The sequence below is a fragment of the Celerinatantimonas yamalensis genome, assembly GCF_046054155.1.
Taxonomy (GTDB): Bacteria; Pseudomonadota; Gammaproteobacteria; order Enterobacterales; family Celerinatantimonadaceae; genus Celerinatantimonas; species Celerinatantimonas yamalensis.
Genome location: NZ_JBEQCT010000008.1, coordinates 1 through 14,753, shown reverse-complemented (window position 1 = coordinate 14,753; position 14,753 = coordinate 1). Strand labels below are relative to the sequence as shown.

At 44.0% G+C, this 14,753-nt stretch carries 12 protein-coding genes and 6 tRNA genes; 5 read left to right on the top strand and 13 right to left on the bottom strand.

The window, feature by feature from the left end:
* Positions 1–33 precede the first annotated feature (33 nt).
* The 5 genes from lnt to miaB form a co-directional block, all read right to left on the bottom strand.
* Positions 34–1,563: an apolipoprotein N-acyltransferase gene (gene lnt / locus ABUE30_RS14820; protein ID WP_408624611.1), complete on the bottom strand. Its 1,530-nt coding sequence runs from the start codon at positions 1,561–1,563 to the stop codon at positions 34–36.
* Between the two features lie 215 nt (positions 1,564–1,778).
* Positions 1,779–2,657 carry an HlyC/CorC family transporter gene (locus ABUE30_RS14815; RefSeq protein ID WP_408624610.1) on the bottom strand — a complete coding sequence of 293 codons (879 nt, stop codon included), beginning with the start codon at positions 2,655–2,657 and terminating at the stop codon, positions 1,779–1,781.
* Positions 2,658–2,663: 6 nt separating this feature from the next.
* A complete protein-coding gene (gene ybeY, locus ABUE30_RS14810) occupies positions 2,664–3,137 on the bottom strand; it encodes an rRNA maturation RNase YbeY (protein ID WP_408624609.1) in 474 nt (157 codons plus the stop codon).
* Positions 3,134–4,150: a PhoH family protein gene (locus ABUE30_RS14805; RefSeq protein WP_408624608.1), complete on the bottom strand. Its 1,017-nt coding sequence runs from the start codon at positions 4,148–4,150 to the stop codon at positions 3,134–3,136. Before ABUE30_RS14805 ends, ybeY begins: the two co-directional genes overlap by 4 nt.
* Positions 4,151–4,224: 74 nt before the next feature.
* A complete protein-coding gene (gene miaB / locus ABUE30_RS14800) occupies positions 4,225–5,655 on the bottom strand; it encodes a tRNA (N6-isopentenyl adenosine(37)-C2)-methylthiotransferase MiaB (protein WP_408624607.1) in 1,431 nt (476 codons plus the stop codon).
* Positions 5,656–5,975: 320 nt separating this feature from the next.
* Here miaB and ABUE30_RS14795 point away from each other — a divergent pair, with 320 nt between their 5' ends.
* Positions 5,976–7,130, top strand: coding sequence for an FAD-dependent monooxygenase (locus ABUE30_RS14795; protein ID WP_408624606.1), 1,155 nt, complete (start codon positions 5,976–5,978; stop codon positions 7,128–7,130).
* Between the two features lie 200 nt (positions 7,131–7,330).
* On the opposite strand, the gene ABUE30_RS14790 is transcribed toward ABUE30_RS14795, so the two are convergent.
* The 7 genes from ABUE30_RS14790 to ABUE30_RS14760 all read right to left on the bottom strand — a co-directional run bounded on the left by ABUE30_RS14790 (position 7,331) and on the right by ABUE30_RS14760 (position 9,011).
* Positions 7,331–7,405, bottom strand: a tRNA-Gln gene (locus tag ABUE30_RS14790).
* A gap of 108 nt (positions 7,406–7,513) precedes the next feature.
* Positions 7,514–7,590, bottom strand: a tRNA-Met gene (locus tag ABUE30_RS14785).
* A 5-nt stretch (positions 7,591–7,595) separates the two neighbouring features.
* Positions 7,596–7,670, bottom strand: a tRNA-Gln gene (locus ABUE30_RS14780).
* A 31-nt stretch (positions 7,671–7,701) separates the two neighbouring features.
* Positions 7,702–7,776, bottom strand: a tRNA-Gln gene (locus ABUE30_RS14775).
* A 14-nt stretch (positions 7,777–7,790) separates the two neighbouring features.
* Positions 7,791–7,875, bottom strand: a tRNA-Leu gene (locus ABUE30_RS14770).
* A gap of 31 nt (positions 7,876–7,906) precedes the next feature.
* Positions 7,907–7,983 (bottom strand) — tRNA-Met (locus tag ABUE30_RS14765).
* Between the two features lie 503 nt (positions 7,984–8,486).
* On the bottom strand, positions 8,487–9,011 hold the full coding sequence (locus tag ABUE30_RS14760) for a GrpB family protein (RefSeq protein WP_408624605.1): 525 nt from the start codon (positions 9,009–9,011) through the stop codon (positions 8,487–8,489).
* A gap of 1,034 nt (positions 9,012–10,045) precedes the next feature.
* On the opposite strand from ABUE30_RS14760, the gene ABUE30_RS14755 reads away from it, so the two are divergent.
* The 4 genes from ABUE30_RS14755 to ABUE30_RS14740 all read left to right on the top strand — a co-directional run bounded on the left by ABUE30_RS14755 (position 10,046) and on the right by ABUE30_RS14740 (position 13,390).
* Positions 10,046–10,867, top strand: a complete 822-nt coding sequence (locus ABUE30_RS14755; RefSeq protein ID WP_408624604.1) for an abortive infection family protein — start codon at positions 10,046–10,048, stop codon at positions 10,865–10,867.
* A 611-nt stretch (positions 10,868–11,478) separates the two neighbouring features.
* On the top strand, positions 11,479–12,354 hold the full coding sequence (locus ABUE30_RS14750) for a restriction endonuclease (RefSeq protein ID WP_408624603.1): 876 nt from the start codon (positions 11,479–11,481) through the stop codon (positions 12,352–12,354).
* A 152-nt stretch (positions 12,355–12,506) separates the two neighbouring features.
* Positions 12,507–12,995 carry a GNAT family N-acetyltransferase gene (locus tag ABUE30_RS14745; protein WP_169328562.1) on the top strand — a complete coding sequence of 163 codons (489 nt, stop codon included), beginning with the start codon at positions 12,507–12,509 and terminating at the stop codon, positions 12,993–12,995.
* 107 nt (positions 12,996–13,102) lie between these two features.
* A complete protein-coding gene (locus ABUE30_RS14740; RefSeq protein WP_408624602.1) occupies positions 13,103–13,390 on the top strand; it encodes a hypothetical protein in 288 nt (95 codons plus the stop codon).
* Here ABUE30_RS14740 and ABUE30_RS14735 read toward each other — a convergent pair.
* Positions 13,383–14,560, bottom strand: a protein-coding gene (locus ABUE30_RS14735) for an IS3 family transposase (protein ID WP_408624601.1) whose coding sequence is annotated in 2 segments (ribosomal slippage) — positions 13,383–14,302 and positions 14,302–14,560 — 1,179 coding nt in all. Because the reading frame shifts where the segments join, the coding sequence is not laid out codon by codon here. The genes ABUE30_RS14740 and ABUE30_RS14735 overlap by 8 nt on opposite strands.
* Between the last annotated feature and the right edge of the window lie 193 nt (positions 14,561–14,753).

Below are 14,753 nucleotides of genomic sequence, written 5' to 3'. Positions count from 1 at the left end.
AAGCCGCAGTATCCTCTAGGTTACCATTATGCTTTATTGATATTTACGTTGCCATAGATAGCCGAGCCATGCCGCTGCGACAAATAAATATAATGGCAGTAATCCCCAGCGCTGATAGGGTGTGTAGCCTGTAGCCGGAGTGATAGACCCTGTAAGTACCGCTGTGGTAAATGACGGTAACTGCTCGGTGATTTGCCCATGCACATTAATCAGCGCCGTCATGCCCGTATTGGTATCGCGCACCACTGGGCGTTGCAGTTCTAAAGCGCGCATTTGGGCAATTTGCAAGTGTTGCATCGGGCCAATTGAGCGGCCAAACCAAGTGTCGTCACTAATGGTTAAGATAGTATCTGTATTTGGCGTAATCATTGCGCGCAGCTCTGTACCAAAGACGATTTCATAGCAAATAGCACTGAGCCAGTGGTGGCCTTGGACGCGGATGTCACGCTGATGAGCGGATCCCGATGATAGCGATGACATTGGAAGATTAAACAGCTGCGCGAGGGGGCGAAGCCACGACTCAAACGGTACATATTCACCGATAGGGACTAAATGACGCTTATAATATCGATCGGCGTCCCCGTAGCTATATGCTTTGTTAGGTTGATTTTTGCGGCTTTTCTGACCGAGTACGAGCAGCGCATTGTAGTAGTCTTGACTGTTTCTATCTTGATGAATAATCCCAGTGATCAAGGTTTGTTGACGCTTGCTGGTTTGCGCATCGATATATTTTAAATACTCTTGGGCTTGATACTCGGTAAAGGGTAAGGCGGATTCAGGCCAGACCACCACATCCGCTTTAGGATGGGCTTGGGTTAATCGCCAGTAGCGATTGAGTGTTGGCATTCGGTTATTCGCCGCCCACTTGGTGCTAATTGCTTCATTGCCTTGTACTAACGCGACACTTATCGGTGCATGAGGCTGGGTGAATTGGTGGCGTGCGAGCGGGATCTGCAGGCCAAATAGCACCGTCAGCACCAGAATTGGGATGAATGCTTGTTGAAGCGATTGCCCCTTGCGCCAGCTTAGCAACTGATAACAAGCAGCGGCGCACCAAAGTATCAGTAGAGTGACGCCATAGACCCCAATCAGACTGGCATAATTAGCCAGCGGCGCACCCACTTGGCTGTAACCTGGCATCAGCCATGGAAAACCGGTCAGAATGTGGGCGCGCAGCCACTCACCGAGTAACCAACTGGCAGGAAAACCCAAGTAAAGGAATCCTTTATTGGCCTGTTTAGGCCATTTATGGGCCATCCAGCAGGCAAGTGCCGGATACAGTGCTAAATAGGCTGCCAACAGAACGACAAGCAAGTAACTGGGAAGTAAGGGAATACCGCCAAACTGGTAAATACTGACATGTATCCAGCGTAACCCAGAGCTGTAAAAACTTAAGGCAAAGCAAAAACCAACCCGAAATGGTGCATCGCTGCGTTTGAGCAAGGCTAATAGCCCGACAAAAGCGACGATCATCAATGGCCACAACTGATAGGGTGCAAAAGCAAACGGGGCAATTAAACCCAGTGCAATGGCTAATAAGCAGGCTAGGGGCGTTTTCAGCACAAAAGCGGTCCTTATGTTAGGCAGTAATTGATAAATAATCGTGAGACTCTTAAAAGAGTGGATTTGCTCCGTAGCATGGAACGCACAATAGCGTGTTCATGTCGCTCAACTAAGGGGGTATATCATACGATAAGTACTTTGAAATGCCTAACTTAGACGTGCATACACCCAAGCTGCGATGAGTTGATAAAATCGCAGCTATCGTGGTGCGTGCGTTAGTTGTCTCTAGAATTTAGAGCTGTTTTATCAGGGATGGTTACCTGCAGTTGAATGACGCGGCGACGATCAGCACTGCTTACTTTAAACTGAAAACCACCAATCGTAATTTTTTCGCCTCTTGCAGGAAGATGACCAAAGGCATGAGTCACAATTCCGCCAATTGTATCGACCTCTTCATCGGCGAGTTCACAGCGAAAAGCATCATTAAAATCATCAATATCGGTCAGTGCGCTAACGGCAAATGTGGTGCTGTTGACGCGTCGAATGGTTTGACGCATCTCTTTGGCTTTGACAAACTCATCTTCAATGTCGCCGACAATCAGCTCTAGAATATCCTCAATAGTGACAAGTCCTGAGACACCGCCAAATTCGTCAACCACCATCGCCATATGGTAGCGCTCTGAGCGAAACTCTTTGAGCAGCTTATCGATGCGTTTGCTTTCAGGAACAACAACCGCAGGGCGCATGATACTTGATAGTTCTAGATCCTGATCATGGTGGTCAAATCCATACAGCAATAGATCTTTGGCGAGGAGGATCCCTTCGACGTGATCTTTATCTTCATTAATCACAGGAAAACGTGAATGCCCTGCATGGATAATGATCGGTAAAAACTGCTCAACCTTGTCGTGGATGTCAATGGTGATCATCTGTGAGCGGGGGATCATAATATCCCGAACACGCAGATCAGAGATTTCTAAAACACCTTCGAGCATCTCTTTGGTATTTTGGTCGATGAGCTCGCGTTCATTAGCGTCTTGAATAACATCGACTAATTGCTGTCTATTTTGTGGCTCACTTTGTAACCATTGGCCGACTTTGTCGAGCCATGATTTAGTAGAGCCGCTTCCAGAGGGAGGATTCTCGTCGCTCATGGGCGGTTATAATTCCGTAACAGGCAAATCTAAATAAGGATTTGCAATTTCAAGGGTTGTTAAAATATCGATCTCTAAAGCTTCCATTTCTTCGGCTTCTTTATCATCAATATGATCATAACCTAGCAGATGCAAACAGCCGTGTACAACCATATGTGCCCAGTGATGAGCCAAAAGTTTGTTTTGCTCACAAGCTTCAGTTTCGACAATGTGTTGACAAATCACCAAGTCACCCAGTAGATCGTAGTCAAATCCTGGGGGGGCCGTGAATGGAAATGACAAAACATTAGTTGGTTTATCTTTACCGCGGTATTGACTATTTAAACGCTGGCTCTCTTCAATATCAACAATGCGGACGGTCAATTCGCCTTGTTGGTCGCAGGCTGCCAGTGCCGCACTTGCCCATTGGGTGAGCTCTGCTTCAGAGGGTAAATAGCCTTGGTCTTGACAAGCTATTTGTCGGTCAATCACTGCATTCATGATGGATTACTCTGTTGTTTGCGTCGCTCAGCTGCATCAAAAGCATCATAGGCTTCAACGATCTGCGCAACGACCGGGTGGCGTACCACATCAGCGGTTTTAAAAAAGTGAAAACTCAATGTGCTGACATCGCTTAACACTTGAATGGCGTGACGCAACCCCGAGTTTTGATGGCGTGGCAAGTCAATTTGAGTGATATCACCCGTGATCACGGCTTTGGAGTTAAAACCAATGCGTGTGAGGAACATCTTCATCTGTTCGGTCGTGGTGTTTTGGCTTTCATCGAGAATGATGAAGGCGTCATTGAGCGTGCGCCCACGCATATACGCTAATGGTGCAATTTCAATCACACTGCGCTCGATCATTTTTTCGACTTGTTCAAAGCCTAACATCTCAAATAAGGCATCATAAAGCGGCCGTAAATAAGGATCGACTTTTTGGCTTAAATCACCGGGTAAAAATCCTAACTTTTCGCCCGCTTCTACAGCTGGACGGGTGAGCAAAATACGACGCACTTCTTGACGCTCGAGCGCATCAACAGCACATGCCACCGCTAAATAAGTTTTACCTGTCCCTGCTGGGCCAATGCCAAATGTAATGTCATGGTTGAGAATTCGGCCAATATAGTCGGCTTGATTGGGGGTGCGCGGTTTAATGATGCCCCGTTTGGTTTTAATCGTGGTTTGTTTATCGTGATAACGGGTCTCTTGCGGCTGCTCTAACACACCACTTTCTTTAATAGCCAGATGGATTTGTTCTGGATCAATGTGCTTCACACCTCGGCCTTTCAGCGCTTGCGTGTCGACGTAGAGTTGTTTGAGAATCGTTTGGCCAGCATCGGCTTGGAGAGGTTGACCCACCACCGTCATATGTTGGTTGTGATAGGTGATTTCCAATCCAAGACGACGTTCTAATTGGCGTAAATTGTCATCAAATGGGCCAAATAAGCTGGCGCATCGTTTGCTGTCGGCTGGTTCTAGATCAAACTCTAGTGTTTTTAAATGTTTTGTCAAATTCTCTCAAAGCCGTTGTGGCTATTGCTCCTTGGCTTAATGGGTGCCATCTTCTGATGGCACCTGCATCGCGATTATGGGGTATATGTTGTTACACCTAATTCATCAGTTTGGGCGTTGGCATTTTTGCTGGTGATCGTGGTGGGTGCGGTATGAACTCGTAAATCCATCTCTGCCTCACTACGAATAACGCGTCCTCGCAATGAATTAGTAAACACCTCGGTAATTTCGACATCGACAAATTGGCCAATTAAATCAGGCGTCCCTACGAAGTTTACAACACGGTTATTTTCAGTGCGACCTCGTAGTTCCATAAGGTCTTTTTTCGAAGGCCCTTCTACGAGAATACGTTGTTCTGTACCGAGCATCTGTCGGCTAAAGCGCATTGCGTTTTGATTAATGCGATCTTGTAAAATATATAGGCGCTGTTTTTTCGCATCTTCTGTGACATCATCTGGCAGATCGGCTGCTGGCGTCCCCGGACGAGGGCTATAGATAAAGCTATAGCTCATATCAAAATTAACCTGCTCAATCAGCTTCATCGTGTCAGCAAAATCAGCATCTGATTCACCGGGAAATCCAATAATAAAATCGGAACTAATGCCAATGTCTGGGCGCGCTTTACGTAGCTTACGAATAATGGATTTATATTCCAAGGCGGTATGGGGCCGCTTCATCAAGGTTAAAATCCGATCTGAACCGCTTTGCACGGGTAGATGTAAAAAGCTCACCAGTTCCGGGGTATCTTCATAAACGGCAACAATATCATCGGTGAACTCAATCGGGTGGCTGGTGGTAAAGCGAATGCGATCAATGCCATCAATACTGGCGACAAAACGTAATAACTCAGCAAAACTACAAATGTTGCCATCAAAGGTGCTACCGCGATAGGCATTCACGTTTTGTCCTAGCAAATTCACTTCACGTACGCCTTGTTCTGCCAGTGACGCGATCTCATACAAAACATCATCGAGTGGTCGGCTGATCTCTTCACCACGGGTATAAGGCACAACGCAAAATGAACAGTACTTATTGCAGCCCTCCATCACCGAGACAAAGGCAGTGGGCCCTTCGGCGCGCGGTTCAGGCAGCCGGTCAAATTTTTCAATTTCAGGGAAACTGATATCCACCACCGAGCCATGTTCCTCTTGGACTTTTTTGATCATCTCAGGTAAACGATGCAATGTCTGCGGTCCAAAGACCATATCGACAAAAGGCGCACGTTGGCGGATGGCACTGCCTTCTTGCGAGGCTACACAACCACCGACACCAATCACCAGATTTGGTTTCTTATCTTTGAGATTTTTCCAACGTCCCAATTGATGGAATACTTTTTCTTGAGCTTTTTCGCGGATGGAACAGGTGTTGAGCAACAGCACATCCGCTTGCGCGGGATCTTCTGTGAGCTCATAGCCGTGAGTTGCATCCAGCAGTTCTGCCATTTTGGACGAATCATACTCGTTCATTTGACAGCCCCAGGTTTTGATATGCAGTTTTTTGGCCATGCTTTCACTCAATTAGTTATTTGGTCGAAAATGGAGGCGTATTTTACTTTTTTCAAGCCCGACTGGCTAGGGGCTGTGAGATGAAGATTGACTATTTTTACGCCAACTTAGTGAGATTACCCAATCAATCGCGGCGCAAATTACGAGCGTTGCTGGTGTGCTCTCGATTTTAGTTTGAGTCATCGTCACATCTTGGCAAGCGAGTATAACGTAAATAGCAGTGCTGATGGATGATGAGTGTGACAAATTAGGGATAAATTTGGGGGCATGTCGCTACGCGTAGTACACTAGCGCTATAAACCATCAGACATGATACTCCCATGAAAAAATTTGATGCCATAGTGATTGGCGGTGGCATGGTTGGTGCCGCCACAGCCTGTGGATTGGCGATGCAGCAACAACGCGTGGCAATGATTGACCCTGTTTCCCCTGCGCCATTTGACCCAAGTCTTGATCCTGATTTGCGCTTATCGGCCTTTAGTTTAGCCAGTGGCAAATTATTGCAACAATTAGGGGCGTGGCCTTTGATTGAACAGATGCGACTGACCCCTTATACCGAGTTACAGACTTGGGAGTCGGGGATGACTCAGCGACTCACCTTTGATTGTGAGCAAATTAACCAACCGCAATTAGGCTGGATGATTGAAAATCGACTGGTGCAGCTGGCCCTTTGGCAGCGCTGCGAGCAGCTAGGGGTTGCCATTTTTCCATGGCAAGATTGGCAGCTCGATCAAAGTCACTCTGAGTTTGTTAGTGTGCAATCGGGGGGAGAACAACTAATGGGCAAGTTGGTGGTTGGCGCAGATGGCGCCAATTCACGGGTTCGCCAACAAGCTGGTATAGGGGTTAGTGGTTGGGACTATCGGCAGCGCTGTTTGAGTATGAATGTCAAATTTACCACGCCCATTTCAAGCGTCACTTGGCAAGAGTTTCACCCCAGCGGGCCAAGGGCACTATTGCCACTTTATGACAACTATGGTGCACTGATTTGGTATGATAAAAGTGCCACTATCAAGCAATTGCAAAAATTATCAGCGGCAAACTTAAAAGCTCAGATTGAGAAGGCTTTCCCAAAACTTGAAAGTGATTTTGAACTCCTTGATTGGGCCAGTTTTCCATTGGTGCGACGCCATGCGCAGCGCTATATTCAAGGGCGGATTATTTTAGCGGGAGATAGTGCTCACACCATTCATCCATTAGCTGGGCAGGGGGTTAACATCGGTTTTAAAGATGTGGCACAGCTACTTAAATTAGCTCATGAATATGAGGGACAGAATGTATCCGTTTGGGGTGGTCAATATCAACGTTGCCGCAAAGCCGACAATTTGATGATGCAGAGCACCATGGACTTGCTCTATAAGAGCTTTTCGCATCCACATCCGGCGGTTGCTGCAGTGCGTAAATTAGGGTTACAACTTGCACAAAACAGTGGCGCATTGAAAAAGCAGGCTTTGCGTTACGCGGTCGGTGTTTAATCAGTGTTTAAACATAGCGGTGCTACCATCTATTGTACGCTAGTGGATGCGCTGGTTGATGGTAGCATTTTAGTCAAGGGTTGGGTCTGCCGGGAAGTATAACTGGCAGAAGACGATTAAGCGTGCTGAGAGATATCAAGATAGGGTGCACAACGTCAGATAATAAAAAAGCCCGTCGTTAGACAGGCTTTTCTAAATAGTGGCAGGGGTAGCTGGATTTGAACCAGCGCATGACGGAATCAGAATCCGTTGCCTTACCGCTTGGCTATACCCCTACGAGTGCTCTTTAGCGAGCATTGATTAGCTGGATTATAAAACGAGAATCAAAAATGAGCTAATCAATTTATAAAATTTTATACTAAACAAGTGGTTAAAGCACTTGCTGGTGGCTATGGCGGGACTTGAACCTGCGACCCCAGCATTATGAGTGCTGTGCTCTAACCAGCTGAGCTACATAGCCGAATTTGGCAGGGGTAGCTGGATTCGAACCAACGCATGACGAGATCAAAACCCGTTGCCTTACCGCTTGGCTATACCCCTGTAGAAATAAGATCCTAACAAAGTTAGAAAATGGCAGGGGTAGCTGGATTCGAACCAACGCATGACGAGATCAAAACCCGTTGCCTTACCGCTTGGCTATACCCCTGCAGATAACTGAAATGGTGCGGATGGAGAGACTTGAACTCTCACACCCTAAGATACTAGAACCTAAATCTAGCGCGTCTACCAATTCCGCCACATCCGCGTTTTCAGTTTGTGTGTCTTTTCAGACTTGTTGGTGGCTATGGCGGGACTTGAACCTGCGACCCCAGCATTATGAGTGCTGTGCTCTAACCAGCTGAGCTACATAGCCATCAATTAACAGCGACTTCTCCGTTGCTGCGGCGCGTATTATGCTTATCTGGGTATCGAGCGTCAACCTCTTTTTCAGCAAAAAATTACAAAATTAGATCGTTTGGCTGAATTGTATACCACATGTCGATAAAATAACCCCTGTTGGCTGATAATTCATCATTTATTTCTATTTTTATGCAAATTGTTGCTGCCCCACTAGCAAATAGGCTAGATCAAACCCAATAGCTACACCGCGTCAGAGCATGCCGTAAGCTTGTATTGACAGTGCTATTGCTTATAAACAGCAGCTTGGCCATATTTTAGTGGTTACGGTATTATTTACCCATTATAGAGCGTTAAATCAGCGGCGATGAGGCTTATGATAGTCATCATAGAATCAAGGTAACTTCTTAAGTTTGGGCGTTTATATATCGATAAATGCGATGAGCTAAACCCAAATCAAGCACCATACATTATCTATTATTAAGCCCAGTGATAGCCATTTTTCTAAACCTCCCGATGCTATTTGCTACGCTGCCAAGCAATGGCTCGCGCTTCATGGTTTTTTACAAAGGCATTTTTATAATCACAATAGCGTTCGATGTCGTTTTGGCAATTGACCGCTGCTTGTTGCTTTAGTTCGCCGTATTCTTTCGCAATATGTGGAAAAGCTCGAAGATAGTCACGAAACGCTAAGTGGCGAAACATGTCCTCAGAGCCGCTTAAAAAAGCGTGAACTTGATGCGTTCGCTGAACACCACCTTTTTGAAAATACCGGCGTCCGGCAATGCCGAACTCCCCTTTGGCCAGATAACCAATGGATTGCATTTGGAGGGTCTGATTATCTAGTAAGCTTAAGTCCTCTACCTCCAGCAAGATATCAATAATAGGCTTTGCACATAAATGGGGTACCGAAGTACTCCCGATATGATGAATCGCCACGATATTACTAGCATCTAGCTGCGCCGTGATCAGCTGCTCTTCACGATTAAACATCTCAATCCATTCAGGGCGATAATCAACAACCTCGATGATGCGTTGGCTCATTTGTAACTCCTATATATAAATAGATCGGGCGTTCACGCTTTTATTCTGCCCTTCATTAGTGTAAATGTCATTACATAACAAGTGCATCGGCGATCCGTTTCAGTGTCATTTTTGGTCCAGCATGTGTCGTAAAATGATAACTTGTCTGATTGGTTTGGCAACCGGTTTGTCACGTGCCAATGATGATGTTCAGTGATGAACAAGGTATGCCCTCAAGCCTTTTGCAAGGCCCGTTGTTATCATACACATGAACAGTACTCTTCATATATATAGAAAGAATGACTGAGATGTAGGCATATCTGCAGTAGAGCGTTGTGAAATCTGCTAAAACGGGGAGAACGACACTTGATCTTAGTGCGTCATTTTACCTTCATGACTGGGGAGTAGTTAATACTTTTGGGCGATTGATTGGTCATGAATAACTCCGCTATGCTACAAAAGGCTCAATTGCACCCCTTCAATGTTTAACTTTAATTGGTATCTCATGCAGATTATATCAAGGGCGGTAGCGTGGTTTGCTAAACGCTCCAGAACTGATGAGTCACCCCAAACTCCTTCAATTTCATTACAATGTCAGTAAAATCAGTACAGATTATCCGAGCGATAAAAGCCAATTTATAAAAAGTGTATTCGCTCATCCCCTTCTATATACCAGTTCTATGGGAGTGAATTATGGGTATGGCGGTGACACAATTTATGACAGGGTGATGGTTACTAACTAAAAACTGTATAAATATACAGTATTATCTGTTTTAAAGTGATTTTTAGCGCATATTTGTCATAGTTAATGCGCACTTTGCAGTGATGCGATAATAAATACATGATATAAATCATTGTGTTATGTTTTTGTCTGGAGAGATATTGCGCAACGCAAAGAGAGAAAATGCGCATGCGCACTTATCGCGCTAACATATTTAGCCAAACAAGACTTAACTGCATGATAGTCAGGTAAAAACAGCTTGCTCACTTTGCCCAAAAAGGGGGGGGATTTGAGCATGCTTCATATAAAAATGTTAGGCTCACGGAGAATCAGATTGAGCAATAAAATTCCAAATTCTGTTATAGGTGCAGTAGCTTCGGTTATTGCTGAGCACTACTATAGCCATTCAACGCTAGATGTCCTATTTATGGAGTCAGGTGCGCCAGGTGATGTGCCCGAGGGAAACTGTGAGAAGAAATGTAGTAATTGGTTAAAGCGTTGCAACGAAGACCCAACGGTTGATGCCTATGAAGTATTAGGCGCAGTCATTCAAGACTACATGGATAAAGAGCCTCCATCATCACTTTTCGGTGCTAGCACTACTTCCAAGCTTGAGGATGGCCAAGCAAGAATTAAAAATTCTCTAGCCAAAAATCAGCTTTCATATCGTTCGAATGGCTATATTACTCTTGCGGGCTCAAATCCAATTTCTAAAACCCTTGAAGACTACCTTAAGTCAGGTGATTTCTCGTCTATCGAAAAGGAGTTTGAGCGTGCAATTGAAAATATTGATTCAGACCCGCATGCGTCTGTAACTGCGGCTTGTTCAATTATTGAGTCAGCTTTAAAGTTCTATATAGAAACATTTAATTTGGTAATGCCAAATAAATTAAATGTTATGCTTTTGTGGGCAGTTGTTCAGTCGCATCTTGGTCTTAATTCAAACTCAGTTCTAGCAGATGACCAGCATAAAATTTTAAAGGGACTCTCATCTATAATAGATGGTGTTGGTGCATTTCGTTCTCACATCGGCTCTGCGCACGGTCGCGGAATGAACCCACCAACAATTGTCGTTGCTGAGGCTCGTTTAGTAGTGAATTCGGCGCATACCATTGTGGTTTTTACTATGGAGTTTCTTAATGCAAAAAAAGCCTAACAAACATGTCAACCGGACAGTTTTTTGCTCCGGCCTTTTGCGCATTTCGCTACGCTACATTTTATCGCAAAAGCCCTACACAAAAAACTGCCGGTTACATGGGCGTTAGGCTTCAATCACAATTAATCGTCGAATTCCATTGGCACCCAGTGCTTATGAGGACACAACCAAGGAGAAGAAGATGAAAAAAGCAATAATTGCATCAGTGCTAATGATTGTATCTGGGGTGTGTCTTGCTCAAGATTATATTCATGGCAATCCAGGCACTACATATACAAATGTCGGCGGAACTACATTTGGCTCTGATGGTAGCAGTTCTAATACCGTTGGAAATACCCGATTTGGGTCAAATGGGTCAACCTCAACTCGCGTGGGAAATAGCACTTTTCACTCCGATGGAACTTCATCTACTCAAGTAGGTAACACGCTCTTTAACTCAGATGGAAGTAGCGCTACCCGAGTTGGAAACACCACGTTCGGTTCAGACGGAACGAGCTGCACCCAAGTCGGAAACTCTACATTCTGTAACTAAACAAGCCTAACAAAGCAAGGCAGGCGGACGCACTAACGTGCGCCCGCTGCTTTTGGCGTTATGTTCATAGAGGAAGAAAATGAATCAATTACAAATATTTATGCCCCCACCTGCTAATTGGCAGGATTTCCAAAACTTGGTGGTAGACATAGCAAAGGTTAAATACGTTGAGAGTTCTGTTCAAGAGTATGGTCGACAAGGGCAAAATCAAAAGGGTATTGACGTATTTGCCCAAGATTTGATGGATAACAACATTGGGATTCAGTGCAAGGAGACAAAGAAACCGAGTATTTCCAAGTCTACAATAGATGCAGAGGTTGAAAAGGCTAAAAAATTCAAACCTTCTCTTAACTTGCTAATAATTGCGACTACTGCTCGCATCAATACCCAGTTGCAAGATTATGTAATAAATATAAATGGGACTGGAAAAATTCCATTCAAAGTTCAGCTTTGGTTTTGGGATGAGTTAAATCAAGATATAAACCGCTTTCAATCTGTGATGGAAACCAGTTATGAAGCTTACAGAGAAGCTTTTGGTAAAAGTGAAATGCAAAATCACCTTTCGGCAATTAAACTTGCATTTGATCGCCCAGCCTACACAGATAACTTTATGCATGAAAGAAGTTACGGTGATTTCGAATCAGCGATAGTAGCAACCAGGACTCTGATCAAGATTGGAGTCCTTCATGATAACTGGAGTAAATCTGTTATTGCGCAAACTATTCCTGCAAGCATGATCGGTGATGAAAGGTACCTTCGGTTTATTCGTGATATTGAGAAGAAAGTAGATGGAATTTATAAGACCTATCAAAAAGACGTTAAAGAGCTAGCTAATAATCCTAATCAACTGAACGAAATGGCTGGGCAATACAATATTTTACGGCGTAAGTTGATCGAAAAAATTAATGTAATGCTTAGTCAAAATAATCTTAAAGAGATTCAGCTAGGGTATTAGTTGAAAGAATGAACATAACAATCTGTTTAAGAGTGATTCGCAACGCGTGGCATTTTTACCATGCGTTGATTTTAGTGTTTAAGGTGGTCTGCGGCCGCATCGGTATTGCGTTGCTCACACCTTAACAGGGCGTTATGTGCAAAGGAGTTCCGATGATTCGAGATGCGCTTAAAGACGATTGTATTAATTTAGCTGTCTTGGGATTACAAGTCTGGCTTGAAACTTATGCCGTAGAGGGTATTCGAACAGAATATTCACGGTATGTTATTGACACCTTCACCGAGGAATATTTCATAAATCTATTGGAAAAAACTAACTATCGCTTGTTGGTAAGTGAAATTGAAGGAACACTTCAAGGGTTTGTCCTAGTTAATTTAGACTCTCGATTTGAAGAAGAGAGCAATGGGTTTGAAATTGAAAAATTGTATGTTCACCGCAATTTTAAGGGGCAAGGTTTAGGCCGCCAATTCCTCACAGAAGTAGGACAACGATATGGTAATAATTTTTGGCTTTATACATGGGTTGAGAACGAATCGAATCAGTTCTATAAGCATTTAGGATTTAAACATGCAGGGCAATTAAATTTTGAGTTTTCAAATACGTTAATTAAAAATAATGTGTTCACTTCTAATTGCACATAACAAGCACTTCAAACGGAACAAAAACAGTTGGTTAGGTTCCGCTTCGCTTCACATTTTAACCAACAATTTTTGTCCGCTTAAGTGGGCGTTAAATGCACGGGAAAATTATGAATAAACCTTTTCAGAGAATTGGCTCAAAATCTAATGCTCATGTCGGAAGTGAATTTGAATCCGCTGCATCAAAATTTTTTCTGAATCAAGGCATAAAACTTACTCCCAATTTTAAAATTGAAGTTGGAGTATCAAAGTTAAAGAAAGAACATGCGTTCGATTTTGGTTGTGCTGAACAGAAGATTATTGTCGAGTGTAAGGCTCATAAGTGGACAACAGGAGGTAATGTTCCTAGTGCAAAATTGACGGTATGGAATGAAGCAATGTATGTAGTGGTCAACTAAAATTGGTCACGGTTTTAGAGTTTTCCCAATATAATCGTTCTGATTCATTGGGAGTTAGACCACCGTTATACTGATGTGGCCTGAGTTGGCAGTAATATCCGATAATGTAGCGGGTGATCTCTTGTTGAGCCTCAGCGAAGCTACGATAACCCACAGTGGGCACCCATTCCGTCTTCAAACTTCTAAAGAAGCGCTCCATCGGCGCATTATCCCAACAATTTCCTCGGCGAGATAAACTCTGTTTTATTTGAAAGCGCCACAGTAATTGACGGTATTTACGGCTGGTATAGTGACTGCCTTGATCACTGTGAAACATGACACCTTTAGGCTTCCTACGAGACTCATAAGCCATCGAAAGCGCTTTTCCTGTTAATCGTGTATCAGGTGATACTGACATTGCCCAACCCATCACTTTTCGAGCAAAAAGGTCGATGACTACCGCTAAATACATCCAACGATTTCCCGTCCAAATATAGGTCACGTCACCCACCCAGACTTCATTTGGTGCCGTAACAGCAAACTGACGATCTAAGTGATTCGGGATTTCAATATGCTCTTGTGAGGCTTTACGGTAACGATGTTTTGGTACTTGGCAACTCACTAATCCCAGCGTTTTCATTAGCTTTGTTGCTCGGTAACGACTCAGACTCATACCTTGGTTTGTTACAATATCGGCAATGGTTCTTGCTCCCGCAGAACCATTGCTTGCCGCATAAGCTTCGCTAATCAAACTACGAAGTTTTACTGTTTCTGCCTTTATTTCTGTTGGCCGTTTCAGCCAATAGTTATAACTGCTTCGATGAACATTGAAGACTTCGCATAATGTTTTTATGCTGTGGCTCTGCTTGAGTTTCTTGATCATCAAGAATTGTTCAGTGAGTCCGACATCAAGAGAGCCGTGGCTTTTTTTAATATTTCATTATGCTCTTCAAGACGAGCTAGCTTCTTTTTTAATTCACGAATTTCAATTTGCTCAGGCGTCATTGGTGACGCTTTAGGTGCTTTCCCTTGGCGCTCTTGTTTTAATTGGCGAACCCACTTATCCATCGTAGATTTACCTACATTCATGGCTTGAGCCGCTTCAGTCACCGAGTAGTTTTGATCGAGCACTAACTGTGCCGCTTCCAGTTTGAATTCGGCACTAAACAGCCGTCTTGTACGTTTTGTCATAATGTCACCTATTAACTTATGAGGTGATGATATCACCTCTAACTAAGTGACCAAATTAACTATGCCACTACAAACAAAACAGGTGAAGCGTACACAGAGAATTATGTAGACCATAGGGGATACGTGTCCCTGAAGTGCTGGTATCGCTTCGATAAAGCCAATCTGACTGACGAGGTTTGTAACGCCACCGAAG